Consider the following 26,596-nt stretch of genomic DNA (forward strand, 5'->3'; position numbering starts at 1 on the left):
TGTGTGGAAAATTCTAGTGCGGTTAAAAAGACAAGTGGAGCGGGCCATACGGCCCGCTCCACCCGTTCAGAACTTGGTATTACTCTGCAGCTGCAGCAGCAACGATGTTCACTACGCGGCGGCCGCGGCGAGTACCGAACTCAACCGCACCTGCCTGCAGGGCGAACAGGGTGTCGTCGCCACCGCGGCCGACACCGGCGCCCGGGTGGAAGTGGGTGCCGCGCTGGCGGACGATGATCTCGCCTGCGGAAACGACCTGGCCACCGAAGCGCTTTACGCCGAGGTACTGGGCGTTGGAGTCACGACCGTTGCGAGTGGAACTCGCGCCTTTTTTATGTGCCATTTGAAATGCCTGCCTTTAAAATTCTGGGGAATCTGTTGAAAACCTGAACAGCAACCAGTGGTTACTTGATACCGGTGATCTTGATCTTGGTCAGTTCCTGACGGTGACCCTGGCGCTTCTTGTACCCGGTCTTGTTCTTGAACTTCTGGATGACAATCTTCGGACCACGGAGGTCTTCGAGGATCTCAGCCGTAACCTTGACCTTGGCCAGATCCGCAGCGGCGGAGGTGACCTTGTCACCGTCTACCAGGAGCAGTGCGGGCAGCTCAAGGGTGCTGCCGGCTCCACCGGGGACGCGGTTCAGGGTTACGTAGTCTCCAACGGAAACCTTTTCTTGGCGGCCGCCTGCGCGGACAATCGCGTACACCACTTGGGCACTCACTTCTCTCGACGTTTATTACTAAATTTGCGTGCGGAACCCCGATCCGAAAACGGTCCTGGTTCACGCTGTGCCTCAACGCCGTGGACTCCGGTACGGAGTCCATGAGTCGTCCCACGAACAGTTCCAAATGAATGGTTCCTAGGGGCATAACCCAAGTGTTGGCGTAAGCACCGAAGATCTAGATTACGCTAGTTTCGCCCTCGGCTGCAAATGAGGCCAGGTCCGGAGGCTGCCACGTGATGGCTGCCACAGACTGGCTATGCCGCCGTCCGGTACCGTGCCCATATAGCTTACCCTGCTCACCGGGAAAAGTACGGATGGCCACCACGACACGCAGCAGAGTCTCTCGAACCCAGCCTCCGGGCCCCTTTTCGCAACCGAGGCCCCGGTTCAGCCGTGGAGCCGCGGAGCATCGAAGAACGCCGTCTCGTAGCGGCAAGACTGGGAGAACGCCACCATCATCGCGGTGCGCTCCGCAGGTGAAGCCGCCCGCCCAGCCGCATCTGTAATGTTGATCGCCGTGCGTGTGGCCTCGGCGAATTCCCCGTCCGCATAAGTCCGCAGCCAGTCCGAGTAAGCATGTCCTGCCGGGGATCCCGCCTGCACGAAGCCTTGGTGGAGCCGCTGGCCCACCTCGGCGTACAACCAGTAGCACGGCAGCACCGCAGCCAGCAGCACGGCGTAGCTGCCCGACGCCGATGCAGCCAACAGGTGGTCCACGTAGGCCTTGGTAACGGGGCCAAGTTCTCCGTTTGCCTGGCGTCCGCTGAGCCAGTTCCGATGGAGTTCGGACTCGACTTCAAGGCACATTCGTGCGCCGCGGGCCCAGAACAGCTGTTCGTCTTCGCTGGGCGCAAGGGCGCTTGCCCTGGCCAGGACGCGCGAATACCCGTTGAGATAGAGGGCATCCTGTGCCAAGTAGTAGGTGAACTGCTCCTCGCTGAGTTCACCGGACTGGAGGTCCTGGATGAATTCCAAGCCGTAGATGGCCTCGAGCTCCTTCTGTGCACCGTCCCACATCCGGGCTGCAAAATCCCCCGGTTGAAGGGCTTGCTGAAGCTCGTGGAAGTGGTGGATCGGCCCGTTACCCTTCCCCACTTCCAGCGTGCCGGACTGGGCGAGCGCTTCCTGAAGCCAGGGCTTGACCAGACGAAGGGCGGATTCCCAGTCGCCAAGCCGCGCCTTGGCCGTTGCAATCGCTGATGACAGGGAACACCCCGTGCCGTGGCTGTTGCGGGTTTCCACCCGGTCACCGGCAAATTCCACCACGTCCTGGCTCAGGAGTCCGACCGTATTGACCAAGGCATCGGGGCAGCCGGCTCCCTGCAGATGGCCGCCCTTCACCAGCACGGTGTTTCCGCAGGCGGCAGCAAGACGCTTGCCTTGTTCCAACGCCGCGGCCCAGTCCGTTGCCTCTGATTCGCCGAGCAGCATGGCCAGTTCCGGAAGATTTGGAGTGACCAGGTCAGCGAGGGGCAGCAGTGCCCGTAGCGCGGCTTCAGCGGATTCAGCAAGGAGCCGATCACCACTGGTGGCAATCATCACTGGGTCCAGGACCACGACGGCGGGGCGCACCTCCTCCAGCCAGCGGCGGACTTCGTCGATGACCGCGACGTCCCCGAGCATGCCGATCTTGACGGCGTCCACCGTGATGTCATCGCTAATGGCCCTGAGTTGCTGACGCAGGAACTCCACGGGGGGCACATGAACTGCGGTGACACCCTGCGTGTTCTGTGCCGTGAGCGCCGTGATCACGGCCATTCCATAGCCGCCGTTGGCCGCAATGCTCTTGAGGTCAGCCTGTATCCCGGCGCCGCCTGAGGGATCGGAACCGGCAATGCTGAGGACCCTGGGAAGTGGCCGATGAGTGGCATTGAGGGGGTAGACAGCCGAATGCACTGAATCAGTCATACGAGACATCCCTTCGCCGGTGCTAACCGGACAGGTTCAACGGGTCTGGTCTCAGCCGGCTTGGTGCGCGGCACCCCGTGTCAGTCCCTCAGCTTAACCCGGATCACAACTCGCCCGGCAATAATGACCGGCGAAATAGCCGCCGGAATAGTCCGCGTCAAAGTCCAGTGAACCGGCCGGGAACGCCGAAGCCCCGGCCGCCTCCACAAGTGTGGAAGCAGCCGGGGCTCCTGACATGAACTGATTCTAGAGTTCGGACTTCGGCACGCCGACACCGAGGATGATCGGTTCAGCCGCGGCAGCCGATTTAGCCGGAACCGACGCAGGCGCCTTGGCCTCGTGGGCGGACCCACCGGACACGGCCGTGACAACCTCGTGGTGCTCCACATCGGTGGCGTTGGCGGCACCCTGCGCCCGGCTGGCACTACGGTTCCGGCGGCCCCTGCGTCCACGCGAGGCCTGCTCTGGGGATTCCCCCACCGATGCGGTGGCAGAGTCCCTGGTAGGCGCTAGCGTCGCCGTCGTTCCGGTACTAGTCGTGCCGGTACTAGTCGTTTCGGTGTCAGACGCCTCGCCGAGGCCTGCAAACGCCTGTGCCAACAGATCCAAGCTCATGGCGGGCGAGCCGCTCACCGGCTCTTCTTCGTGGTGGACGAAAGGCAACGCCACTTCCTCGCCACCAAATCGCAACACCGGCTTCGAGCGCTGCTCGCCACTTGCCGGAGCCTGAACGGGAACTGTCCCGGCTACGGCAGCCTCGGCTGCAGCGGCCTCTGCCAGGGTTTCCGCGGCGTGGTGCAACTCGTCGTCGTGCAGGTGCGCAGCGTGGGCCGCCGCCGCGATGGTGGCCAGCGCAGCGCGGGTGGCAGCCTGACGGTTGGGATCCGAAGACTCATTGTGGACCGGCGCCGGAGGGGTCACCGGGAGCTTCCTGGGTCCCCTGGCCTGTGCCCCTGCCCCGGCGGCGCTTGCGCTGCTCCGGGCGGACGGCCGGCTGTGACTCCGTGCGCGGGTGATGGTGTTCAGCGGCCACCACGTTGGCCCGGCGGTGTTCCACCGGCTCGTCGTGGGTGACGATTCCGCGTCCTGCGCAGGTTTCGCACTGCTCGCCGAAGACCTCGAGCAGGCCGGTGCCCATGCGCTTGCGGGTCATCTGGACCAAACCAAGCGAAGTCACTTCGGCAACCTGGTGCTTGGTACGATCACGGCCGAGGCACTCGACCATGCGTCGCAGAACGAGGTCGCGGTTGGATTCCAGGACCATGTCGATAAAGTCGATGACGATGATTCCGCCGATGTCGCGCAAGCGCAGCTGACGGACTACTTCTTCGGCAGCTTCGAGGTTGTTCTTGGTGACGGTTTCCTCGAGGTTGCCACCGCTGCCGGTGAACTTGCCGGTGTTGACGTCAACAACCGTCATGGCCTCAGTGCGGTCGATCACGAGTGAACCACCGGAAGGCAGGAAGACCTTGCGCTCCAATGCCTTGTGGATCTGTTCGTCCACGCGCCAGGCCGAGAAGATGTCCTGGTCCGAGGTCCACTTTTCGAGGCGACCCACCAGGTCCGGCGCCACATACGTGACGTAGGCCTCAATGGTGTCCCAAGCTTCATCGCCCGAGACGATCAGCTTGGAGAAGTCCTCGTTGAAGACGTCGCGGACAACCTTGATGGTGAGGTCCGGTTCGCCGTAGAGCAGTTCCGGGGCGAGGATCTTCGTGGAAGTGGACTGGCTTTCAATACCTTCCCACTGTGCACGCAGGCGGTTGATATCGTGCGTCAGTTCTTCTTCGGAAGCACCCTCAGCCGCTGTGCGGACAATAACGCCAGCGTTCTCCGGGAGGCGATCCTTGAGGATCCGCTTCAGGCGGTTGCGCTCGACGTCGGGCAGCTTGCGGGAGATGCCGGTCATCGAACCGCCGGGAACGTACACGAGGTAACGTCCTGGGAGCGAAATCTGGCTGGTCAGGCGAGCACCCTTGTGGCCGACGGGGTCCTTGGTGACCTGCACCAGCACGGAATCGCCCGACTTCAGGGCATTTTCGATGCGACGCGGCTTGCCTTCAAGGGTGACGGCATCCCAGTTGACTTCGCCGGCGTACAGCACTGCGTTGCGGCCGCGTCCGATATCGACGAACGCAGCTTCCATGGACGGCAGCACGTTCTGGACCTTGCCCAGATAGACATTGCCGATCAGGGAATCCTGCTGCGTCTTGGACACGAAGTGCTCCGCGAGCACGCCGTCTTCCAGGACACCGATCTGGATCCTGTCGTCGCGCTGGCGAACGATCATCTGACGGTCCACAGACTCACGGCGTGCCAGGAATTCGGCTTCGGTGATGACCTGGCGACGGCGACCGGTTTCCCGGGACTCGCGGCGTCGCTGCTTCTTCGCTTCAAGGCGCGTCGAGCCCTTGACGCTGGTTACGCGGTCCGAGCTGCTGGTGGACTCGACGTGTGCGCGGGGAGCGCGGACACGGGTCACCGTGTTGGGGGGATCATCGTCTCCGCCGCCCGTCAATTCCAGGTCCTGGTCGCCACGGCGGCGTCGCCGGCGACGACGTGAGGTGACGAATTCCTCGAGGGCTTCCTCTTGGCCTGCTTCTGCCTCGTCCTCGGACTCGGCAGACGATTCTTCTCCCGCGGCTTCATCGCGCTCGTTCCCCCGGCGTCCACGACGCCCACGGCTGCGACGCCGACGGCGGCTGCCGGCTTCGTCCAGTTCGTTGTCCTCGGAAACCTCTTCAGCGTCAGCCTGCGGTTCCTCTTCGACGACGGGCGGCCTGACAACTGCGCTCAGGTCCGGTGCCTGGAAGATCATGGACGTGACGGACGAAGGTTCCAGGAACAGCGAAGCGATCGGGCTTGCGGCTTCCGCCTCGGCGGCCGGCTCGACAGCTTCCGTCTCGACGGCGGGCTCCCCGGGCGCAATCTCCGCAGCCGGCGGCTCCTCGGCCGCACCTTCGGCAGGCGGTGTTTCAACCGGGGCTTCCTCGGCGACGGGCTCGGCGCTCTTTACTTTCGTCGTACGACGGCGGCGGACCGGCTTTTCAGGGGCCGCTTCGGTCTCCGCCACAACTTCAGGCTCGACGACGGCGGCAGCCTCAGCTACCGCGCCACCCTCCGTCGAGGCTTCTCCATCGAAACCTGGCAACGGCTCGGGAGTTTCGACCTTCTTGCGGGCCCTGCCACGCCGGACAGGAGCCTTGGCATCTGTTTCAGCAACAGGCTCGGCTTCTGCAACAGGCTCGGCGGCCGCCGCGACAGCTCCGGCGTCGGGCGTTTCTTCTGCTGCGACCGGCTTCGGGGCCGCCTTGCGGCGGGTGCGCGTGACCTTCTTGGGCGCTTCAGCGGTGTCAGCGGACGCCGCATCTTCGGTGGCGACTACAACTTGCTCGTTATCCATATGTGGCAACACTCCTGCCCTTGCGCAACCGCCACATCCGGTGCCCAGAGGGGCAATATTGTCAAAACCCGCAGGCGTTGACAGAAGTCAATAGTGGTCTTTCCGGTTCGCACCAGCATGGGGGTGCGGCATCCACGGAAAGCCGGCTTTGCTCCAAACCCGTTGTTTCTACAGCTACAACCAGGTGCCGTCCATTGTCACTGCGGGCTTACCGGGGATCTTTGAATCCTGGGCATGCCCTGCTGGTGATTGGCGGTCTTGGGAACAAGATACCGGACCGGATTCCGCATGTGGATCGGCTTCCGGCCATGTTCATTCTCTCACACGCCTGCACTCTCGGCAGGAAGCACGTGGCGAAAGCTTCCGTGCCGCCGCCCCTCGCTGGACGCGTCCCCCAGCCGCCGCGGCTAGAATCCTCCCAAGAGCAGTCTCCGGCCCCGCGCCGGGCCTTCCAGAAAAGGACCGTCAATCATGCCGAGCCCCGCCAGCCCGAACCTGGCCAATAATGATGCCCACTCCCTGGGAATAGACAACACGGGGAAGGGCAATATCCTGAAAGTCAAAGCCGACGCGGCCGTGCCGCGTATGGTCCGCGACCGGCCCTTTGCCTGGCTTCTGCTCGCGACCGGCGTCATCGCATGGCTTGCATCCGGGGAACTCGTGCTGGAGAAGCTGCAGGTTCTCGTCGATCCCAACCACATTACGTCCTGCGACCTCAATCCGTGGGTGTCTTGCGGCAGCGTCATGAAGACACCGCAGAGTTCGGTCTTCGGCTTCCCCAACATGTTCATCGGCATTGTCGCCTTCGCCGTGATCATCACCACCGCCATGGCGATCCTTGCCGGGGCCAAGTTCGCACGGTGGTACTGGATCGGACTGCAGACGGGCGTCACGCTCGGCTTCATCTTCATCGTCTGGCTATGGTCCCAGGCACTGTATGTCATTCACATCCTGTGCCCGCTCTGCATGGTGGTGTGGTCATGCATGATCCCGCTCTTCGTCTTCGTGACCATCAGGAACGTAGTGCACGGTGTGATTCCGGCGCCTGCCCGCGTAGCGAAGTTCCTGGGCGAATCCGGTTGGATCATTTCCGCACTGCTCTATGTGGCCGTGATCGCGACCATTTTCTTTGCCTTCATCAATGTTTTCATCGGCACGTCGGGCTACTGAGCGCTGAGGTTTATTGAGCACGAAGACACCGAAGGGGCCCATGTTCGCGTTGAACATGGGCCCCTTCTGTTGGACTTGGCGAAAAACTACACTTCGAACCAGATCTTGATCTCGCGCGCGGCGGAATCCACCGAATCAGAACCGTGGACCAGGTTCTGCTGGACGGCCAGGCCCCAGTCGCGGCCGAAGTCACCGCGGATGGTTCCCGGCGCCGCCGTCGTCGGGTCCGTGGTCCCGGCGAGGGAACGGAAGCCCTCGATCACGCGGTGTCCCTCGAAGATTGCCGCGACAACCGGGCCGCTGAGCATGAACTCGACCAGCGGCTCGTAGAACGGCTTGCCCACGTGCTCCTCGTAGTGCTGCTCCAGCAGTTCGCGGGTGGCGTTGACCTTCTTCAGTTCGGCCAAGGTATATCCCTTGGACTCGATGCGGGCCAGGATGCTGCCGCTCAAGTTGCGGGCGACGCCGTCGGGCTTGATCAGTACAAGGGTGCGCTCAATGCTCACGGTTGCTCCAATGTGGTGGTGTGGGGTTTCCCAGCCAGTTTACGGGGTTTAGTTCAGGCGGATTGCCCCGTGGGGTCTTCCCCGTGCGAGGCGTTCCATTCAGCTTGCTCCCGATCGCGCTGGGCGTTCTCGCGGTCAATCCTCATGCCGGCTCGGATGCCGTACCACCAGCATGCCGCAAACAGTACCCCGACCACGAACATCGTCGGCTCGACGAAGCCGGTGAGTATGAGGACGATCTGCAGTGCCCAGCCGATACCTACACCCCACGGCTTGCTGAGGACGGCACAGGCCGCCACCAGCACCAGGCTCAAGGCGATGCCGAAGGTCAGGATGAGCGCAAGCTGCCCCTCTCCACGCTTCAGGCCGAAGACAGCCAGAGTGGCAAAGAACGCGACGAAGGCTTCCAGGAGGAGCACTGTGGATGCGAACATCACCTTGGTGGAGCGACGCTTTTTCGGCATCCCGGGGCGCCATTCGCGCTGGGCCTTGGTGAGTTTGGCCACGCTCACGCACCTGCCTTTCCGAGGAGCATGCGGGCTTCCGCCACAACCGTGATGGAACCAGTGACGAGTACTCCGCCGGCAAGATCATCGTTGGCTTCGGCGCGTTCCACCGCCCATTCGATCGCGTCGTCCAGCTTCTCGGCAATGTGGACGTTCTCCGCGCCAAAGCCAAGGTCGACGGCGAGATCGGCCAGTTGCGCGGCCGGGATGGCGCGCGGCGAGTTGGACTGGGTGAAGCAGAACTCCTCTGCCAGTCCTCCCAGGGATTCCTTGAGTTGCCTCAGGATTTGCTCCGCATCCTTTTCCTGAAGAACCCCGAGAACCACCACCAGCTTGCTGAAGCTGAAGGCCTCCTGGATCGCCTCGGCCGAGACACGGATGCCGTCCGGGTTATGCGCCGCGTCCACAATGATCGTCGGAGCGGTGCGCACCACTTCAAGGCGGCCGGGCGAGGTGACACCGCCGAAAGCCTCGCGGAGGATGTCGCCGTCGAGCTCCTTCTCGCCCCCACCGAAGAAGGCCTCCAAGGCCGCGACGGCGACGGCGGCGTTCTCGGCCTGGTGGGCTCCATGCAGCGGCAGCAGAAGGTCTTCGTAACGGCCTGCGAGGCCCTGGATGGTCAGTACCTGTCCCCCAACGGCCACGCTGCGGGACTCGACGCCGAATTCGACACCTTCGAACCGGAACGGCACGCCTACTTCGCGTGCTTTCTCCAGGAGCACCTGAGCGGCGTCCACGGGCTGGGCTGCGCTGATCAGGAAGCCGCCGGGCTTGATGATGCCCGCCTTTTCGTGCGCGATGTCCTCTGTGGTGTCTCCGAGGAGATCCGTATGGTCCAGGGAGATCGGCGTGACCACGGAAACTTGCCCATCACCGACATTGGTGGCGTCGGTGATCCCGCCAAGGCCCACCTCCACAACGGCGACATTGACCGGCTGGTCCGCGAAGATCGCGAAACCGAGGATGGTCAGGCACTCGAAATATGTGAGCCTGGGTTGGCCGTCGGCCTCGAGTTCCTTATCGACGATCTCAAGGTAGGGGCGGATTTCGTCCCAGATCCGGACAAACGTCTCATCCGAAACCGGCTCGCCGTCAATGCTGATGCGCTCGGTGACCTTCGAGAGGTGCGGACTCGTATAGCGGCCCGTGCTCAATCCGTGGGCGCGAAGCCCGGCCTCGATCATGCGGGCGGTGGAGGTTTTGCCGTTGGTACCCGTGATGTGGATGATCGGGAACGCCTTGTTGGGCTCACCCAACACATCCATCGCCCGGTACAAGGGAGCCAGCCGCGGCTCCATCTTGTTTTCCGGGGCGCGGCCCAGGAGTTCGGCGTAGACGCTTTCTACGGAGAATTCGTCGCTCATGTACTCGTCACTCATCTACTAGGCCTCGATCTTGGTAACGGTGATCTGCGGCTCGATGGTATCGCCGGAGACGACCGGGTCGAGCTTGAGGGACAAGGTTTCGGTCTTGACCAGGTCCGCATTCGCGCGCAGGGCGTCAACAACGTCGTGAACAGCCAGCACCGTGGTGTGGATGCGGTCGCTGACGTTGAGTCCGGCGTCTTTGCGGGCCTGCTGGATGGCACGGACCATGTCACGGGCCAGGCCTTCGGCCGCAAGCTCGGGAGTGACCTCGGTGTTCAGCACCACGAAGCCGCCGCCGGGGAGGACAGCCACTGCGGAAGAGGAACCGTCAGCCGATTCGGCGACGACCGTCTCCAAGGTGTATTCCTGCGGCTCCAGCTGAAGGCCACCAGCTGTTACCACCCCTTCATCGGTAACGGACCAGTCTCCGGACTTGGAGCCCTTGATGGCCTGCTGGACATTCTTGCCCAGGCGGGGACCCGCCGCACGGGCGTTGACCACGAGTTTCTGCTCAATGCCGAATTCCTCCGGCGACGCCGTCGCGGCATCCAGGAGCCGGACGGAACGGAGGTTCAATTCATCCGCGACGACGGCGGCGAAGCCTTCCAGTGCATCTGCGCCGGGTGCCACCACAGTAAGTTCCTGCAGGGGCAGCCGGACGCGAAGGTTGGCGGCCTTGCGCAGGCTGGAACCGGCGGAGCAGATCTGCTGGACGCGGTCCATGGCCTCGACAAGATCCGGGTTTGCCGGGAACAGCGATGCCTCGGGCCAGTCGGCCAGGTGCACTGAGCGTCCGCCGGTCAGGCCGCGCCAGATCTCCTCGGAAACCAGTGGCAGCAGCGAAGCCGAGACGCGGCAGACGGCTTCGAGTGCCGTGTAGAGGGCATCGAACGCGTCCGTGTTCTCGTCGAAGAAGCGCTGACGGCTACGGCGCACGTACCAGTTGGTGAGCATGTCCAGGTAGCTGCGCAGTTCATCGCATGCCCCGGAGATGTCGTATTCGTCCAGGCTGGAAGTGATGTTACGGACCAGGGCCCCCGTGTTCGCCAGCAAGTACTGGTCAAGGGTGTCCGTGTAGCCGTCGTAGCGAAGCTTGGCGTCGTACCCGGCCGCTTTTCCATCCACTACATTCGAGGCGTTCGTGTACAGCGTGAAGAAGCTGTACACGTTCCAGAGGGGCAGGATGACCTGGCGGACGCCGTCGCGGATTCCCTGTTCGGTGACCACGAGATTGCCGCCGCGCAGGATGGGGCTGGACATCAGGAACCAGCGCATGGCGTCGGAGCCGTCACGGTCCAGGACCTCGGAGACGTCCGGGTAGTTGCGCAGGCTCTTGGACATCTTCTGCCCGTCCGAACCCAGCACGATGCCGTGGCTGATGACGTTGCGGAAGGCCGGCCGGTCGAAGAGCGCGGTGGACAGAATGTGCAGCATGTAGAACCAGCCGCGCGTCTGCCCGATGTACTCCACAATGAAGTCGGCCGGGTTGTGCGTGTCGAACCATTCCTCGTTCTGGAACGGGTAGTGGACCTGGCCGTAGGGCATGGAGCCCGAGTCGAACCAGACGTCCAGGACGTCCTCCACACGGCGCATGGTGGATTGGCCCTCTTCAGGAGAGCGCGGGTCGTCCGGGTTCGGGCGCGTCAGTTCGTCGATGAACGGGCGGTGCAGGTCTACCTGGCCCTCGTTGTTCATCGGCAGGCGGCCAAAATCGGCCTCCATCTCGGCGAGCGAGCCGTACACGTCCGTGCGCGGGTACTCGGGGTCATCGGACTGCCATACCGGGATGGGTGAGCCCCAGTAGCGGTTGCGGCTGATGGACCAGTCGCGGGCGTTGGCCAGCCATTTGCCGAACTGTCCGTCCTTGACGTTGCCCGGGATCCAGTTGATCTCCTGGTTCAGCTCGGACATGCGGTCCTTGAACTTGGTGACTTCCACGTACCAGGAAGACACAGCGCGGTAGATCAGGGGGTTGCGGCAGCGCCAGCAGTGCGGGTAGCTGTGCTCGTAGCTGGCCTGCCGGACCAGGCGTCCACCGGAACGCAGCGCCTGGGTGATCGGCTTGTTGGCATCGAAGACCTGCAGCCCGGAGATTTCGGAAAGCGGTCCGTGCGCGAACAGGTGGAGGAACTTGGCGCCCTCGTCGACGGAAAGGACCACGGGGATGCCCGCGTCCTCACAGACCTTCTGGTCGTCCTCGCCGTAGGCCGGGGCCTGGTGGACGATTCCCGTGCCGTCGGTGGTTGTGACGTAGTCCGCCACGAGGAAGCGCCAGCCGTTCTGGGTGCCGTATTTCTCGGTGTCGGAGAAGTAGTCCCACAACGGCTCGTACTCCAGGCCGGCCAACTGGGTGCCGGTGTAAGTGGCCCTGACAGCGGCAGTAGCGGCCGCGGCGTCGTCGTACCCCAGATCCTTCGCGTAGGTGCCCAGCAGATCGGCAGCCAGCAGGAAGCTGCCCGTCACCGGAGCCTCTGCGGAGGCGGCCTTCACGCCGTTCGGTCCGGCGGGGACAACGGCATAAGTGATGTCAGGTCCGACGGCGAGCGCCAGGTTGGTGGGCAGCGTCCAGGGCGTGGTGGTCCAGGCGAGCGCCTGCACACCCGCCAAGGACTGGGAGAGCTCCGAGTCTCCCGCCGTGATGGGGAACGTCACGGTGACGGTCTGGTCCTGACGGTTCTTGTAGACATCGTCATCCATGCGCAGCTCATGGTTGGACAGCGGGGTCTCGTCCTTCCAGCAGTAAGGCAGGACGCGGTAGCCGTTGTAGGTGAGGCCCTTTTCGTGCAGCTGCTTGAAGGCCCAGAGAACCGATTCCATGTACTCGACATTGAGGGTCTTGTAGTCGTTGTCGAAGTCCACCCAGCGGGCCTGGCGCGTGACGTAGCTCTTCCATTCGTCCGCGTACTTCATGACGGAGGCACGGCAGGCGTCGTTGAACTTGTCGATGCCCATGGCTTCGATCTGGGTCTTGTCCGTCATTCCGAGCTGCTTCATCGCTTCGAGCTCAGCCGGCAGTCCGTGGGTGTCCCAGCCGAAGCGGCGTTCGACGCGCTTTCCGCGCTGGGTCTGGTACCTGCCTACGAGGTCCTTGGCATAGCCGGTCAGGAGGTGGCCGTAGTGAGGCAGTCCGTTGGCGAAGGGAGGGCCGTCGTAGAAGACGAACTCGTTGCTGCCGGGGTGGCCGCCGGGAAGGTCCGCATCACGGTTGTCGATGCTGGCTTGGAAGGTACCGTCTTCATCCCAGTACTTGAGGATGCGCTCTTCGATCTCCGGGAACTTCACGGAGGCGGACACACCCGGTGCTGTGCCGGACAATGCTGTGGAGGCCTTGGGGTAATACGTCATTCTCTTCATCCTGGGTTGAGCTGGTGAACACGAAGTTTCGTTCAGGATGCGAGGACGGCGCCAAGGACGTTGTTTCCAACAGCTCCAGTACCGCGGTACCACCTCACTTACCAACGCTGGGGCTGCTCCTCTTAACGGGGAGCTGTTCCGGCGTCGGCCGCTCATTGCTGCTGTGACGGGCTTACCCGTCCGGTTCTACTGACTCCCACGGTGGCGGGGGCGTTCTTCCGGAAGCTCACCGGTGATGTCCGGGTCAAAGCTTTGTCCCACAAGTCTAGCGGCAGCGGCGCCGCGAGCTCCACTTGGGCTGCCGCACGGACGCCGGCGATCTTCAGAGGAGGGCAAATGCCTGCGAAACCGTGGTCAGGGGCACGTCGGGAACGGCGTCGCGTGCAGGGAGCGCGTCGAGGGAATGCCCGGTGTCTGCCAAATGAAGCGCTGATTCCACGGTGCGTCGAACACTGTCCGGCGCGAGGGCCGGCCAGCTTGTCACCATCCTCAACACGGCGCACGGAATGTGAACCGTCGCTCCGCTGGACCCGTACCGGCTTCGGAGTGCTGCGACAAACTGGTTCATCGTCAAATTCTCCGGCCCTCCCATATCGATGGCTTTGCCGCGGAGCGCAGGGTCGGCAACGGCCAGGACAAGGACTGCCGCAACATCGTGGACGGAGACGAAATTGATCTTCTGCTGACCGTCGCCGAAGATCAAGGCCACGCCCGACTTGCGCATCGGGGCTCCAATAACTGCAGCAAAAGTCTCGGTGAGGACCGTGGGCCTGACAATTGTCCAGGCCAGTGGCGCGGACATCAGCTCCCGTTCGAACTCGTATTTGAGGCGGGCGAGCTCCAGCGGATGGTTCTCGGCCGCCCCATGCATCGAGACCATGATGAAATGTTCCGTCCCCGAGCGTCGGGACGCCAGAAGGAGATTTCGGTTGCCGGCGAGGTCTACCCGATCCGGCGATGACCCGGACCGGGGCCCGAATCCGCTCATTGCGGAAATGACTGTAGAACAGCCCCTCGCGGCGCGGTCCGCGTCCTCCTGGCTTCTCGACCGTGCCCACGATGGCCTCGACTCCGCGGGCATTCAGCGCCGTGCTCAGCTTGGCATGGCGTGTGAGCACCCGGACGGCATACCCCGCGGCTACCAGTTGGTTCACAAGTACGGAGCCCAGGGTCCCGGTTCCCCCTGTCACCAGGATCACGAAGGGCCGCCAAGCGCCGCGCTGCGGACGGCGCGGTCAATGTCGCCTGTTCCGCGCTCCACCGGCTCGAGGTAGAAGCGGCAGGCCCGGATCAGCCCCTCACTAACGGTGAAGATCATGACGCCGCGCATTTCGTGCCGGCTCCCGTCATTCCGGATACCTGTCATTTCCCACTCGCTCCATACCTCCGGGCCGGCCTCGAACGCGGCCGGCATTCGAGCGGAAAGATCCGGAATGGAAGTGAAGAACATCGACCAGTTACGCCGGACCTGCTCGACGCCGCGAAAACTCCTGTCGGGGTGCGCTGGCATCTCAAGTCTGTAGTCAGGGGCGAAGCAGGCCGTCAAGGCCTCAAGATCGTGAAGGTTGGTTGCGTCCAGGAGTGCTGTTACTACTTCAAGGGGTCCAGGAAATGATCGTTCGATAGACATGTGAGCCTCGGTAACCTAGATTGAGTACAATGCTTTGTATCCAATTCCAACGATAGATCCGGTGGATGACATGGTCAATGGGTCCAAGGAAAACGCGCGGCGCCGTTACGACTCGAGTGTTCGCCGCGCAAGGGCGGAAGAAAGCCGGGAGCGGGTGCTCTCTGAGGCGTGGAGGCTGTTCCGTGAACGCGGATATGGCGCCACCACGATTTCCGCGGTCGCCGCCGGGGGCGGGGTGTCCGCCGAATCCGTATATAAGGTTTTCGGCAACAAAGCCGGTTTGCTGCGCGCACTGCACAACAGGGCGCTTGAAGGCGCGGGACCGGTTCCGGCCGCCCAACGCTCCGATCTCCTCCAGGCACGCGAGGAGGACCCGAAGAAGCTCATTTCCGGGATCGGAGCATTGGCGGCTGAAGTCGCTCCCCTGGTGGCGCCCGTGTTGCTCCTCATCCGTCAGGCGGCAGCCACCGGCCAGGCGGACATGATCGCGCTTCTGGAAGAAACCGAACGCAGCCGATACGAACGTATGTCGCAGGTGGCAGGAACCCTGGCTGAAAGGGGCATGCTCCGCCGAGAGGTCCCAACGGAAGAGGCAGCCGACCTCATGTGGGCCTACACCTCGCCCGGCCTCTTCGAAGACCTCGTCATCAAGCGCGGCTGGGAGACGGCCCGGTTTGGTGAGTTCGTGGCAAGGGCGCTCTCGGTTCTCTTGCCATGAAAAATGAAAACCGGGACCTAGCCCTTGCGGATCAGTTTGTGGGTGGCGGCCTGCGCCACCGGGCGGACGATGATCTCATCCAGGTTGATGTGATGCGGCAATGAGACCGCGTACTTGACGACATCGGCCACGTCCTCCGGGGTGAGCGGCTTCTCGACGCCAGCGTAAACCTTGGCTACTGCATCGGCATCGCCGAGACGGTTGAGCGCGAATTCCTCCGTGCGGACGAGCCCAGGTGCCACCTCGATCACGCGGATGTTGTTCTCGGCTTCCTCCAGGCGCAAGGCACCGGTCATGGCGTGCTGGGCGAACTTTGCCGCGTTGTATCCGCCGCCGCCCTCGTAGGCAGTGAATCCCGCCGTCGACGTCAGGTTCAAAACGGTGCCCTCGCCGTGTGCCCGCAACATCGGAAGGAACGCGCGGGTCAGCTTCAGGGTGCCGAGCACGTTGACTTGGTACATCCAGTCCCAGTCTTCGGTCTGTGCATTCGCCACGGTGTCCGCGCCTCGTGCGCCGCCGGCAATGTTGATGAGCGTGTCGGCTCCGCCTGCTTCGGTGACGGCGGAGAGCAGGGCCGCGACGTCGTCGTCGTTCGTGATGTCCGCGGCGAACGGCACGGCGCCGCTCTCGGCGCCGAGCGCTTCAAGTCGTTCCGCCCGGCGGGCGACGGCGAACACGTTCCAACCGTCGGCGGTGAGGGCCCGCACTGTGGCTTCGCCGATTCCGGTGCTGGCGCCGGTCACTACCGCGGTCTTCTTCTGTACTTCCTCAGTCATGGCACCACCCTAACGTGGTTCACGGGGAGAAATCGCCCGGCCAAGGATGTGCGCGATCGACGGAGACAGCGGGCCGGCAGAGAAGGCGAAACGCTTGCTGTGCAGCACCTGGAAGCCGGCGGCGGCGATCGCCTGAAGGGTATTGCGGTTGGGATGGCAACCTCCGGCCATGTGCTGCCAGGCAGGGGTGAGCAGATCCTCGACGGCGGCGAGAAGCGTCTTGACCGAGCGCACGTGCTCGTAGAACGCCAAGGTTCCGCCGGGCCGAAGCACGCGGCGGATTTCCGCCAATACCGCCGCCTGCTCGGCGACGCTGCAAAGGACAAGACTGACGACGACGGCGTCCGCCTCACCGTCCGCCGCCGGAATGTCTTCGGCGGTTCCGGGAACAACCGTGACTGGTACAGCGGCAAGCCGTGCCTTGGCCGCGGCGAGCCCCCTAAGGTAGTCATCAGGTTCAACCGCGAGGACGCTTTCCACGGTGGCCGGGTACAGGCCGAACGACGAGCCCTCGCCGGCGCCGACCTCGATGACGCAGCCCCGGAGGCCGGACAGCAAGCTGCGTCGGTGCTCTGTTCCCCCGCGGAGGTTCATCACCGGAACCGCCCGGGCGTAGGCCCGAGCAAAGCGCGGATGCTGCGGCGTCATGGGGCCGCCGATCCGGCACCAAGTAGGAACTCCAGCAGCACGCGGGCGTGGTTGACTTCAGGATCCCTGGCGCCGTAGAGCAGCGTCACACGCTTTTTCCCGGCGGCCACCTCCAGCAACTGCTCCACGGCGGGATTCTGTTCCAGTTCGGCGCGGTAAGCACGGCGGAAGTCCTCGAATCGCTCCTGCATATGGGCAAACTCAGTGCGCAGCGGCGTCGAGGGCGCTATTTCCTTGAGCCATAGATCCAACCGGGCCCGTTCTTTGGATATCCCTCGCGGCCAGAGCCGGTCCACCAGCACCCGGCAGCCGTCGTCGTCGGCCGCTTCGTCATAGATGCGCTTGATAGCCAAAACATCCTTGAGTTCCGTCATGGCCCGCATGCTACGGCACCCCCGCGTGCCACGGAACAAAGGGCGCCATGAAACAATTGGGCCATGGCTGATTCAACGCAGGGTACAGACACGCCCACCACCGCCCCCATCAACGTTCCCGACAAGCCGGCCCTTGAAGGCCTTGAGGCTGCGCTGACGAAGCGCTGGCTGGACGAAGGAACCTACAAGTTCAATCCGGACACCACCCGGGAGCAGGTCTATTCGATCGACACTCCCCCGCCTACGGCGTCCGGTTCTCTCCACGTGGGCCACATGTTCTCGTTCACGCAGACGGACGTCCAGGCGCGCTACATGCGCATGACCGGCAAGAACGTCTTCTACCCGATGGGCTGGGACGACAACGGCCTGCCCACCGAACGCCGCGTGCAGAACTACTACGGCGTCCGCTGCGATCCCGCCATCCCCTACAACGCCGATTACCGTCCCCCCGCAGAGCCTGCGAAGAATCAGCGCGACTTCGACGTCGTCTCCCGGCAGAACTTCATCGAACTCTGTGAAGAGCTTGCGGTTGAGGACGAAAAGGTCTTCGAGAACCTGTTCCAGACCCTCGGCCTCTCCGTCGACTGGGACCTGACCTACCGCACCATCGATGACACCTCGCGCGCGGTGTCCCAGCGCGCTTTCCTCGCGAACCTCAACGCCGGCGATGCCTACATGGCCGAAGCTCCGACGCTGTGGGACGTGACGTTCCGTACCGCCGTCGCGCAAGCCGAGCTGGAGGATCGCGAGGTTGCGGGCGCGTACTACCGCTACCCCTTCTTCACCGCCGACGGCGAGAAGATCTACATCGAGACCACCCGTCCGGAACTGCTCGCGGCGTGCGCCGCTTTGGTGGCAAACCCCGACGACGAGCGCTACCAGCCGCTGTTCGGCAAGACGGTCACCTCTCCCCTGTTCGCCGTCGAACTGGAGGTCAAAGCGCACCCGCTGGCCAAGGCGGACAAGGGCTCCGGCATCGCCATGGTCTGCACCTTCGGCGACCTGACCGACGTCACCTGGTGGCGTGAGCTGCAGCTGCCCACGCGCGCCATCATGGGCCGCGACGGCCGCATCATTGCCGAGACACCTGAGTGGATCACCACTGAGGCCGGCAAGGAAGCCTACGCTGCGATTGCCGGCAAGACCGCGTTCTCCGCCAAGGAAACCGTGGTGGATCTTCTCACGGCTGCCGATCTGCTGGACGGCGAACCGAAGAAAATCACCCACCCCGTGAACTTCTTCGAGAAGGGCGATAAGCCCCTCGAAGTTGTGACGTCACGCCAGTGGTATATCCGTAACGGCGGGCGGGACGAGGACCGCCGCGAACGGTTGATCGCACGGGGACATGAGATAGATTTCCACCCGTCCTTCATGCGCTCCCGCTACGAGAACTGGATTTCCGGACTGAACGGTGACTGGCTTGTTTCGCGCCAGCGTTTCTTCGGCGTGCCGATCCCGGTTTGGTACCCATTGGATGCCCACGGCAACCCGGACTACGCGAACCCGATCGTGCCGTCCGACGAGTCCCTCCCCGTGGACCCCGCAGCGGACGCAGCCCCTGGCTTCGACGAGTCCCAGCGCGAGCAGCCCAACGGCTTCATCGGCGACGCCGACGTTTTGGACACCTGGGCCACGTCTTCGCTGACCCCGCAAATCGTGGGTGGCTGGAGCCGTGACGAAGAGCTGTTCGGCAAGGTCTACCCCTTCGACCTCCGCCCGCAGGGACATGACATCATCCGTACCTGGCTCTTCTCCTCCGCCGTGCGGGCCGATGCCTTGCAGAACAGCGCACCGTGGAAGCACGCGGCCATCTCGGGCTGGATCCTGGACCCGGACCGCAAGAAGATGTCCAAGTCCAAGGGCAACGTGGTTGTTCCGACCGATGTCTTGAACGAGTTCGGTTCCGACGCCGTCCGCTACTGGGCTGCCTCTGCCAAGCTTGGCGCGGACACCGCCTACGAGATCGCGCAGATGAAGATCGGCCGCCGCCTGGCCATCAAGCTGCTGAACGCCTCGAAGTTCGTGCTGAACCTCGGTGCCACGGAAAACTCGGTGGTCTCCTCCACGGACCTTTCCGTTCTGAGCAATCCCTTGGACCGGGCGCTCCATGGCACAACTTTCCGATGTGGTGGCCCAGTCCACCAAGGCCTTCGAGAACTACGACTACGCCCGTGCCCTCCAGATCACCGAGTCCTTCTTCTGGCAGTTCACGGATGATTACGTGGAGCTCATTAAGGACCGCGCCTACGGTGCCGCTGGCGAAACGGAGCAAGCCTCTGTACTCGCGGCCCTCGCTACGACGCTCGATTCACTGTTGCGGCTGTTCGCACCGTTCCTCCCCTTCGCCACAGAAGAGGTTTGGAGCTGGTGGCGCGCAGGTTCGGTGCACCGCGCTGCGTGGCCGGCAGCCGTGGAAATCGTCGACGGCGACACCACCATGCTGGGCACCGTCGGCAATGCCCTGAGCGGCATCCGCAAGGCCAAGTCCGAGGCAAAGGTCAAGCAGCGCACCGAAGTTCTCTCTGCCACCATCAGCGCGTCCGAGTCCTTCGTTTCGCAGCTGGAAGCCGGACTGGGAGATCTGAAGGCCGCAGCCAACGCACAGGAAATCTCGTTGGTAGCCGCTGAAGGCGAACTGACCGTGAGCGACGTGGTCCTCGCACCTGCCGAGGAACCCGCACAAGCCTAGTCCTGAAATTTAGGGGAGTTCTGAATTATTTCGGGCAGCCCTTGATTATTCCGGGCAAAGGGGAAGCCCCATCAGCGTTTAGCCGTTGGTGGGGCTTCGACTCTTCGGCTGTCCGGTGACGCCTTGACAGTCTGGCGGAATCCTCGGACTTTCAGGTCTTCCTACCTCGTCACTGGTAGCTTGTATCCAACTTTGCCGAAGGCTGCGTCAGATGCATATCACTGAATCTCTGGTTTCCGTGTCCCTCTTCTTTCGAAGTGGGTAAGTTCTATTCTTGACCCGGATCCGGGTCAGCACAAGCCCTCCTCGGGAACTACTGGCCTGTAATTCGGGGCCTCATGGAATGCCTGTCGGGGTTCTGGCTGCCGGGTGCTTGTGGCACAGTGTTGCTATGCCAGAACTTCCCGAGGTGGCCGGGCTGACTGCCTTCCTGGGCAGGACCCTTCTCGGTGCCAAACTAACGAAAGTCCAGATCACTTCCTTCGCCGTGCTTAAGACGGCCGATCCGCCCTATTCGGACCTTGAGGGCCGGAAAATCGTCGGAGTGGGACGTTTCGGAAAGTTCGTCAGCCCTGGACGCCGAAGGGATCCATTTCATCTTCCACCTCGCCAAGGCCGGTTGGCTGCGCTACACAGAGCACCCCCCATCCACCCAGCTACGGCTGGGCGGCAGCAATATTGCCGCGAGGCTCAGCTTCACGAAGGGTGACGGATCAACGCACGTCGGCGTGGACTTGACTGAAGCCGGCACGAAGAAAAGCCTGGCCGTGTATGTGGTCCGCAACCCCCTGGATGTTCCCGGCATCGCGACCCTTGGCCCGGATCCGCTGAGCCCGGAATTCACCGCCGACATTTTGTCCGGCATCCTCGCCACCAGCGCGCAGCAGATCAAAGGACTACTCCGGAGCCAGAGCGTGATCGCGGGCATCGGCAACGCCTACAGTGACGAAATCCTCCACGCTGCAAGGATTTCGCCTTTTGCTATTGCCAAGTCACTGGATAGGGAGACCACCCAGGTCCTCTACGATTCCATCGAAACTGTCCTGGGTGAGGCCGTCTCGGCAGCCGTCGGAAAGGCCTCGAGCGAGCTCAAGGACACCAAGCGATCTGCCATGAAGGTTCATGGCAGAGCGGGGCAGTCCTGCCCGGTGTGCGGCACCATCATCCGCGAAGTGTCCTTTGCCGACACCGCGTTGCAGTATTGCCCGGGCTGCCAGACGAACGGAAAGATCCTCGCAGACCGCAGGACGTCGCGTTTCCTGAAGTAGCTCCCGTTTCCTGAATTAAGCCGGGCTGCTGTGACGAAGGAGCCAGGCCTAGTTGAATTCAGGGCTTTCCGTGCGGCTCCGCTTGAGCTCGAAGAAATGCGGGTAACCGGCCAATGTGACGGTTGCATCCCAGATCCGTCCGGCTTCTTCGCCTCGGGGAATTCGAGTCAGGACCGGACCAAAGAAAGCAGTACCGTTGACCGCCACCACCGGGGTGCCGACGTCCTGGCCTACTAGGGAGATGCCGGCTTCGTGGCTGGCCCGCAGCTGGACATCATATTCGTCGGAATCGGCAAAGCGGGCCAAGTCGGAAGGCAATCCTGTTTCCGCCAGTGCCTTCGAAATGACCTCAGCGAAGTCCTGGATGCCTTCGTGGTGGATGAGCGAACCCATCGCGTCGTACAGCGGCTTGATGAACTCGCTTCCGTGCAGCTCGCTTGCAGCAATGATGACGCGGACCGGACCCCAGCCGCCCTTCATTTTCTCGGCGTATTCGGCCGGCAGGTCGCGGCCCTCATTGAGCACGGAGAGGCTCATGACGTGCCAGTTGGTCTCGATGCCACGGACGTCCTCTACTTCACCAATCCAGCGGGATGTCACCCAGGCGAAAGGGCACAGGGGATCGAACCAGAAATCAACCTTGTTGGCGGTCTGCTCGGGCACAGGAATCTCCTTCAGATAAGACGTAAGGGGGGCACGGTCAACCCGACGGGGTGGGTCAGGCACCGATTATTCCAACTGCAGGCTAAGCAGACTTATTCCGCCGCTTCGCCACAACCTCGTGCGCGATCATGGTCGGTTGGCCCTTTTTGGAGACGGCGTCGGCGGTGATGACAACGCTCGCGATGTCGTCGCGGCTGGGCAGATCGAACATGACGGGCAACAGCACTTCTTCCATGATGGCGCGCAAACCACGGGCCCCCGTGCCACGTTCAAGCGCCTGGTCGGCAATCGAGTCCAGGGCGTCGTCCTCGAACAGGAGCTCCACGCCGTCCAGCTGGAACATCTTCTGATACTGCTTGATCAGGGCGTTCTTGGGCTTGGAGAGAATTTGAATGAGCGCCGAGCGGTCAAGGTTGGACACTGTGGTGATCACAGGCAGGCGTCCGATGAATTCCGGAATCAGCCCGAACTTGAGCAGATCTTCCGGCATCACCTCGCCGTAGCTGTCCACGTTGTCCTTGACTTCGTTGAGCGGGGCTCCGAAACCAATGCCCTTGCGGCCGGACCGTGAACCAATGATGTCCTCAAGGCCGGCAAACGCGCCAGCCACGATGAACAGCACATTGGTGGTGTCGATCTGGATGAATTCCTGATGCGGGTGCTTGCGTCCGCCCTGCGGGGGTACCGAGGCAACCGTGCCTTCGAGGATCTTCAGGAGGGCCTGCTGCACGCCTTCGCCGGAGACGTCCCGCGTAATGGACGGATTCTCGCTCTTACGCGAAATCTTGTCGATTTCGTCGATGTAGATGATGCCTTGCTCGGCCTTCTTGACGTCGTAGTCTGCGGCCTGGATGAGCTTCAAGAGGATGTTTTCGACGTCTTCGCCCACGTACCCGGCTTCGGTCAGGGCGGTGGCGTCGGCAACGGCAAAGGGGACGTTCAGGCGGCGAGCGAGAGTCTGGGCCAGGTAGGTCTTGCCGCAACCGGTGGGGCCGATCAACAGGATGTTGGACTTGGCGATCTCCACGTCCTCGTGGTGTCCGCCTTCGCCCAGCCCGGTCTTCGGCGCGTGGCCTGCCTGGATGCGCTTGTAGTGGTTGTAGACCGCGACGGCGAGGGAACGCTTCGCGGGTTCCTGACCGATGACGTATTCCTGGAGGAAATCGAAAATCTCACGCGGCTTGGGCAACTCAAAACTTCCCAGATCCGATACTTCCGCGAGTTCCTCTTCGATGATCTCGTTGCAGAGTTCGATGCACTCGTCGCAGATGTACACGCCGGGCCCGGCAATCAGCTTCCGAACCTGCTTCTGGCTCTTTCCGCAGAAAGAACACTTCAGCAGATCGGTGCTCTCGCCAATCCGAGCCATGTGGGATTCCCTTCGTTTCATGCGGGTGGTGCAGCCCCGCACCTATCTGCCATTTTCAGAAGATCGCAGCGGGGGCGCCACCATGACAACTTCCACTGTAGGACACAATGGGCTGCTTGGGTTGAAACAGAACGCCGATGCGGTCCATATTTCTGAACCGCATCGGCGTCGAGTTTTGGCCAGCTACCTGGCGATCGCTTGGGGCTTGATCTTGCGGGAATCGAGTACCTGGTCGATCAATCCGTAGTTCATTGCTTCCGCGGCGGTAAGGATCTTGTCGCGCTCGATGTCGTTGTTGACCTGCTCCGAGGTACGGCCCGAGTGGTGGGCCAGCGTGTCCTCAAGCCAGGTCCGCATCCGCATGACTTCTGCTGCCTGGATTTCGAGGTCCGAAGCCTGTCCGCCCTGGCCGCCGGACAGTGCCGGCTGGTGGATCAAGACGCGGGCGTTCGGCAGGGCGAGGCGCTTGCCCGGGGTACCCGCAGCAAGCAGCACGGCTGCGGCACTGGCGGCCTGGCCCAGGCAAACGGTCTGGATCTCCGGGCGGATGTACTGCATGGTGTCGTAGATGGCCGTCATGGCCGTGAACGAACCGCCCGGGGAGTTGATGTACAGGGTGATGTCGCGGTCCGGGTCAGTGGACTCGAGCACCAGAAGCTGGGCCATGATGTCATCGGCCGACGCGTCGTCCACCTGGACGCCGAGGAAGATGATGCGGTCCTCGAAGAGCTTCGTGTACGGGTCCTGGCGCTTGAAACCGTAGGGCGTGCGCTCCTCGAACTGCGGGAGGACGTAGCGGCTGGACGGGAGATTACCGGCAGACCATCCAAAGTTGTAGTTCATGTCAATTGCTCCTGATCTGAATGTTTCTGGTGCCGGTTAGTTCTCGGAGTTCGAGGCGTTGGCTGTGCCACCGCCGCCGGCCACCGAACCTGCGTGTGCGGCGATCTTGTCAAAGAACCCGTACTCAAGGGCGTCGACGGCCGTGAACCACTTGTCACGGTCGTTGTCCTTGAGGATGGTCTCGACAGTCTGCCCGGTCTGATCGGCGGTCAGCTCGGCCATGACCTTCTTCATGTGCAAGATCAGTTCGGCCTGGATCTTGATGTCCGAGGCCGTGCCACCGATGCCGCCGGAAGGCTGGTGCATCAGGATGCGGGCATTAGGTGTGGCGTAGCGCTTGCCCTTGGTGCCCGAGGACAGCAGGAACTGGCCCATGGAGGCCGCCAGGCCGGTGGCAACCGTCACGACGTCGTTCGGGATGAACTGCATGGTGTCGTAAATGGCCATGCCAGCCGTCACGGAACCACCAGGAGAGTTGATGTACAGGTAGATGTCCTTCCCCGGGTCTTCGGCCGAGAGGAGGAGGAGCTGGGAGCAGATCGCGTTGGCGTTCTCGTCACGGACTTCAGATCCGAGCCAGATGATGCGCTCTTTCAGCAGGCGGTTGTAGATGTAGTTGTCCTGGGCCGCTGGATCGACGGTTGCCATCGCTGGGTGCCTCTGCGTGCTGTGACATAAGTACTTACCTCTCGCTGGTGACAGGGCCATTGCTGAACTTGCCATCCCTGATCTTCACTACTTGGACACTAACCGTTTTCGATGGCGATTTGTTCTCCCAAATCGCACTGTTCGCTGACGGCGCACGATTGCGGAAGGGTGCCGCTTTCGACGCCGGCAGGGCTTAAACGAAGCCGCCCCCGGATCAAAGGATCCGGGGGCGGCTTGAGATGAAACTAGAACTTCACTGCTGCCGGGTCATCGCTCGGAACGACCGTAGCTTCTTCAGCTTCTTCAGCTTCTTCTACAGCTGCAGCTTCTTCACCGGCGGGGCGCACGAAGTCGCTGAGGTCAACCTTGTTGCCTTCGGAGTCGACAACCTCGGCCTGACCGAGGACAACCGCGAGAGCCTTGCGGCGGCGGACCTCGGAAACCATCATGGGAACCTGGCCGCTCTGGTCGATGACCTGGGCGAACTGGTTCGGGTCCATGCCGTACTGGCTTGCCGTGCTGACGATGTAGTCGATCAGCTCGTTCTGGCTGACGCCTACCTCTTCCTTGTCGGCAATGGCGTCAAGGATGATCTCGTTCTGGAAGGCGCGGGCGGTGTTCGCCTTGACCTCAGCGCGGTGTTCCTCGGTGTCGTGGTCGCCTTCGCCGTGTGCGTTCTCCGGGTTGAAGTGAGCTTCGAGCTGCTCTTCAACAACAGACTCCGGAACCGGAACCTCGATGAGCTCGACGAGCTTGTCAAGAACCTTGTCGCGGGCTTCGACGCCCTGCTCGACAACCTTGGATTCAGCAGCCTGCTTCGCGAGGTCTTCGCGAAGTTCGGCGAGGGTGTCGAACTCGGACGCCAGCTGGGCGAAGTCGTCGTCGGCCTCGGGAAGCTCGCGCTCCTTGACAGTCTTGACAACGGCCTTGACCTGCGCGGCTTCGCCGGCGTGCTCGCCGCCGACCAGAGTGGTGTCGAAGATCGTTTCCTCATCGGCGGAAAGGCCGGTGACGGCCTCGTCCAGGCCTTCGAGCATGGTGCCCGCGCCAACCTGGTAAGACAGGCCAGTGGCAGAGTCGATCTCTTCGCCGTCGATCGTGGCGGTGATGTCAATCGTCAGGAAGTCGCCGTCGGCGGCCGGACGGTCAACGGACTTCAGCGTGCCGAAGCGGCCACGGAGTTCGTCAAGGGCCTTGTCGATGTCGGCGTCAGAGGACTCGGCTGCAGCAACCTCGACCTTGATTCCGGCGTAGTCCGGCAGTTCAACCTCGGGACGGACGTCGATCTCGACCTGGAACTTCAGTTCGCCGTCGGTCGAGGACGGGTCCGGAACCTCGGTGATCTCAACCTCGGGACGGCTCAGCGGGCGAAGGCCGGCTTCCTGAACGGCGGCCTGGTACCAACCGTTGAGGCCATCGTTGATGGCGGTCTCCAGGACGTAGCCGCGGCCAACGCGCTGGTCAACCAGCTTGGAGGGAACCTTGCCCTTGCGGAACCCGGGAACCTGGATCTGCGAAGCAACGGTCTTGTAAGCGGCATCGATGCTCGGCTTCAGTTCCTCAAAGGGAACCTCAACGTTGAGCTTGACCCGCGTGGCGGTGAGGTTCTCGACAGCGCTCTTCACAGTCTAAGTACTTCCTGGTTTTGTGGGATGGGGTTCTGCCGCGTCCCGGATCGGGACAGGCACACAGAGTCGGGGTGACAGGATTTGAACCTGCGACTTCCTGCTCCCAAAGCAGGCGCTCTAGCCAAGCTGAGCTACACCCCGTTGAATGCACAGGACAGTCTACGGGCATCGCGCCCGAGAATGCACATTTGACACTTGGCCCCTGAATTAGGTTTAGTTATATCCGGCTTGAACAGCCGCCGGAAAGATGCACGGAAGACCTTCAGGGGTTCATGCGCTCTTGCCCGGGGACGTAGCTTAATGGTAAAGCCTCAGTCTTCCAAACTGATTACGCGGGTTCGATTCCCGTCGTCCCCTCCAGAACCAAGAAGGGCCCCTCGCTGAGGGGCCCTTCGTGTTT

22 protein-coding genes, 2 tRNA genes, 3 pseudogenes and 1 riboswitch are annotated in these 26,596 nt (G+C 62.7%); of the genes and pseudogenes, 5 read left to right on the forward strand and 22 right to left on the reverse strand.

Annotated elements, in window-relative coordinates; all coding sequences use genetic code 11:
• Positions 1–79 precede the first annotated feature (79 nt).
• The 6 genes from rpmA to ACF0H6_RS03400 form a co-directional block, all read right to left on the reverse strand.
• Entirely contained in the window at positions 80–343 is a 264-nt protein-coding gene (gene rpmA, locus ACF0H6_RS03375) for a 50S ribosomal protein L27 (protein ID WP_003803426.1), read from the reverse strand.
• Positions 344–404: 61 nt separating this feature from the next.
• A complete protein-coding gene (gene rplU / locus ACF0H6_RS03380; RefSeq protein ID WP_028267456.1) occupies positions 405–713 on the reverse strand; it encodes a 50S ribosomal protein L21 in 309 nt (102 codons plus the stop codon).
• A 402-nt stretch (positions 714–1,115) separates the two neighbouring features.
• On the reverse strand, positions 1,116–2,636 hold the full coding sequence (gene thiD, locus ACF0H6_RS03385) for a bifunctional hydroxymethylpyrimidine kinase/phosphomethylpyrimidine kinase (RefSeq protein ID WP_395248465.1): 1,521 nt from the start codon (positions 2,634–2,636) through the stop codon (positions 1,116–1,118).
• Positions 2,628–2,724: riboswitch (TPP riboswitch) on the reverse strand. It overlaps the preceding gene by 9 nt.
• 5 nt (positions 2,725–2,729) lie before the next feature.
• Entirely contained in the window at positions 2,730–2,873 is a 144-nt protein-coding gene (locus ACF0H6_RS03390) for a hypothetical protein (protein ID WP_395248466.1), read from the reverse strand.
• 9 nt (positions 2,874–2,882) lie between these two features.
• Entirely contained in the window at positions 2,883–3,557 is a 675-nt protein-coding gene (locus ACF0H6_RS03395; protein ID WP_395248467.1) for a hypothetical protein, read from the reverse strand.
• On the reverse strand, positions 3,529–6,039 hold the full coding sequence (locus ACF0H6_RS03400; RefSeq protein ID WP_395248468.1) for an Rne/Rng family ribonuclease: 2,511 nt from the start codon (positions 6,037–6,039) through the stop codon (positions 3,529–3,531). Before ACF0H6_RS03400 ends, ACF0H6_RS03395 begins: the two co-directional genes overlap by 29 nt.
• 471 nt (positions 6,040–6,510) lie before the next feature.
• Here ACF0H6_RS03400 and ACF0H6_RS03405 point away from each other — a divergent pair, with 471 nt between their 5' ends.
• The gene (locus ACF0H6_RS03405) at positions 6,511–7,209 is read left to right on the forward strand and encodes a vitamin K epoxide reductase family protein (protein WP_395248469.1); all 699 of its coding nucleotides are present in this window, start codon (positions 6,511–6,513) and stop codon (positions 7,207–7,209) included.
• An 86-nt stretch (positions 7,210–7,295) separates the two neighbouring features.
• On the opposite strand, the gene ndk is transcribed toward ACF0H6_RS03405, so the two are convergent.
• The 7 genes and pseudogenes from ndk to ACF0H6_RS03440 all read right to left on the reverse strand — a co-directional run bounded on the left by ndk (position 7,296) and on the right by ACF0H6_RS03440 (position 14,572).
• A complete protein-coding gene (gene ndk, locus ACF0H6_RS03410; RefSeq protein WP_395248470.1) occupies positions 7,296–7,715 on the reverse strand; it encodes a nucleoside-diphosphate kinase in 420 nt (139 codons plus the stop codon).
• Between the two features lie 53 nt (positions 7,716–7,768).
• A complete protein-coding gene (locus ACF0H6_RS03415) occupies positions 7,769–8,221 on the reverse strand; it encodes a DUF4233 domain-containing protein (RefSeq protein ID WP_395249865.1) in 453 nt (150 codons plus the stop codon).
• A gap of 2 nt (positions 8,222–8,223) precedes the next feature.
• On the reverse strand, positions 8,224–9,585 hold the full coding sequence (locus ACF0H6_RS03420; RefSeq protein WP_395249866.1) for a bifunctional folylpolyglutamate synthase/dihydrofolate synthase: 1,362 nt from the start codon (positions 9,583–9,585) through the stop codon (positions 8,224–8,226).
• Positions 9,586–9,603: 18 nt separating this feature from the next.
• Positions 9,604–12,933: an isoleucine--tRNA ligase gene (gene ileS / locus ACF0H6_RS03425; protein WP_395248471.1), complete on the reverse strand. Its 3,330-nt coding sequence runs from the start codon at positions 12,931–12,933 to the stop codon at positions 9,604–9,606.
• Positions 12,934–13,264: 331 nt separating this feature from the next.
• Positions 13,265–14,023: an SDR family oxidoreductase gene (locus ACF0H6_RS03430; protein ID WP_395248472.1), complete on the reverse strand. Its 759-nt coding sequence runs from the start codon at positions 14,021–14,023 to the stop codon at positions 13,265–13,267.
• Positions 13,998–14,141: pseudogene (locus tag ACF0H6_RS03435) on the reverse strand (NmrA family NAD(P)-binding protein); the annotation flags it as partial. The gene ACF0H6_RS03430 and the pseudogene ACF0H6_RS03435, both read right to left, overlap by 26 nt.
• Positions 14,138–14,572, reverse strand: coding sequence for a nuclear transport factor 2 family protein (locus ACF0H6_RS03440; protein ID WP_395248473.1), 435 nt, complete (start codon positions 14,570–14,572; stop codon positions 14,138–14,140). The gene ACF0H6_RS03440 and the pseudogene ACF0H6_RS03435, both read right to left, overlap by 4 nt.
• 70 nt (positions 14,573–14,642) lie before the next feature.
• Between ACF0H6_RS03440 and ACF0H6_RS03445 the strand changes: the two genes are divergently transcribed.
• Positions 14,643–15,290 (forward strand): TetR/AcrR family transcriptional regulator, encoded by a 648-nt coding sequence (locus tag ACF0H6_RS03445; protein WP_395249867.1) that lies wholly within the window; start codon positions 14,643–14,645, stop codon positions 15,288–15,290.
• A gap of 17 nt (positions 15,291–15,307) precedes the next feature.
• Here the strand turns inward: ACF0H6_RS03445 and ACF0H6_RS03450 are convergent, their stop codons facing one another.
• From ACF0H6_RS03450 to ACF0H6_RS03460, 3 genes are read right to left on the reverse strand one after another with little or no spacing between them, the layout of a single operon-like run.
• Positions 15,308–16,066, reverse strand: coding sequence for an SDR family oxidoreductase (locus tag ACF0H6_RS03450; RefSeq protein WP_395248474.1), 759 nt, complete (start codon positions 16,064–16,066; stop codon positions 15,308–15,310).
• Positions 16,067–16,075: 9 nt separating this feature from the next.
• Complete coding sequence (locus ACF0H6_RS03455; protein WP_395248475.1) at positions 16,076–16,714, reverse strand: class I SAM-dependent methyltransferase; 639 nt, start codon at positions 16,712–16,714, stop codon at positions 16,076–16,078.
• Positions 16,711–17,088: a DUF488 domain-containing protein gene (locus ACF0H6_RS03460; RefSeq protein ID WP_395248476.1), complete on the reverse strand. Its 378-nt coding sequence runs from the start codon at positions 17,086–17,088 to the stop codon at positions 16,711–16,713. Before ACF0H6_RS03460 ends, ACF0H6_RS03455 begins: the two co-directional genes overlap by 4 nt.
• A gap of 63 nt (positions 17,089–17,151) precedes the next feature.
• Here ACF0H6_RS03460 and valS point away from each other — a divergent pair.
• Positions 17,152–19,777: pseudogene (gene valS, locus ACF0H6_RS03465) on the forward strand (valine--tRNA ligase).
• Between the two features lie 391 nt (positions 19,778–20,168).
• Positions 20,169–21,045: pseudogene (locus ACF0H6_RS03470) on the forward strand (Fpg/Nei family DNA glycosylase).
• A gap of 48 nt (positions 21,046–21,093) precedes the next feature.
• On the opposite strand, the gene ACF0H6_RS03475 reads toward ACF0H6_RS03470, so the two are convergent.
• The 6 genes from ACF0H6_RS03475 to ACF0H6_RS03500 all read right to left on the reverse strand — a co-directional run bounded on the left by ACF0H6_RS03475 (position 21,094) and on the right by ACF0H6_RS03500 (position 26,337).
• The gene (locus ACF0H6_RS03475) at positions 21,094–21,708 is read right to left on the reverse strand and encodes a disulfide bond formation protein DsbA (RefSeq protein WP_395248477.1); all 615 of its coding nucleotides are present in this window, start codon (positions 21,706–21,708) and stop codon (positions 21,094–21,096) included.
• A gap of 82 nt (positions 21,709–21,790) precedes the next feature.
• Entirely contained in the window at positions 21,791–23,077 is a 1,287-nt protein-coding gene (clpX, locus tag ACF0H6_RS03480) for an ATP-dependent Clp protease ATP-binding subunit ClpX (protein ID WP_395248478.1), read from the reverse strand.
• A 183-nt stretch (positions 23,078–23,260) separates the two neighbouring features.
• On the reverse strand, positions 23,261–23,920 hold the full coding sequence (locus ACF0H6_RS03485; protein WP_018777832.1) for an ATP-dependent Clp protease proteolytic subunit: 660 nt from the start codon (positions 23,918–23,920) through the stop codon (positions 23,261–23,263).
• A gap of 36 nt (positions 23,921–23,956) precedes the next feature.
• Entirely contained in the window at positions 23,957–24,568 is a 612-nt protein-coding gene (locus ACF0H6_RS03490; protein WP_395248479.1) for an ATP-dependent Clp protease proteolytic subunit, read from the reverse strand.
• A gap of 245 nt (positions 24,569–24,813) precedes the next feature.
• On the reverse strand, positions 24,814–26,193 hold the full coding sequence (gene tig / locus ACF0H6_RS03495; protein WP_395248480.1) for a trigger factor: 1,380 nt from the start codon (positions 26,191–26,193) through the stop codon (positions 24,814–24,816).
• Positions 26,194–26,262: 69 nt separating this feature from the next.
• A tRNA-Pro gene (locus ACF0H6_RS03500) sits at positions 26,263–26,337 on the reverse strand.
• 145 nt (positions 26,338–26,482) lie between these two features.
• On the opposite strand from ACF0H6_RS03500, the gene ACF0H6_RS03505 reads away from it, so the two are divergent.
• Positions 26,483–26,556: transfer RNA gene (locus ACF0H6_RS03505), tRNA-Gly, on the forward strand.
• The last annotated feature ends 40 nt before the right edge of the window (positions 26,557–26,596 follow it).

Source organism: Arthrobacter sp. NA-172 (assembly GCF_043952055.1).
Classification (GTDB): domain Bacteria; phylum Actinomycetota; class Actinomycetes; order Actinomycetales; family Micrococcaceae; genus Arthrobacter.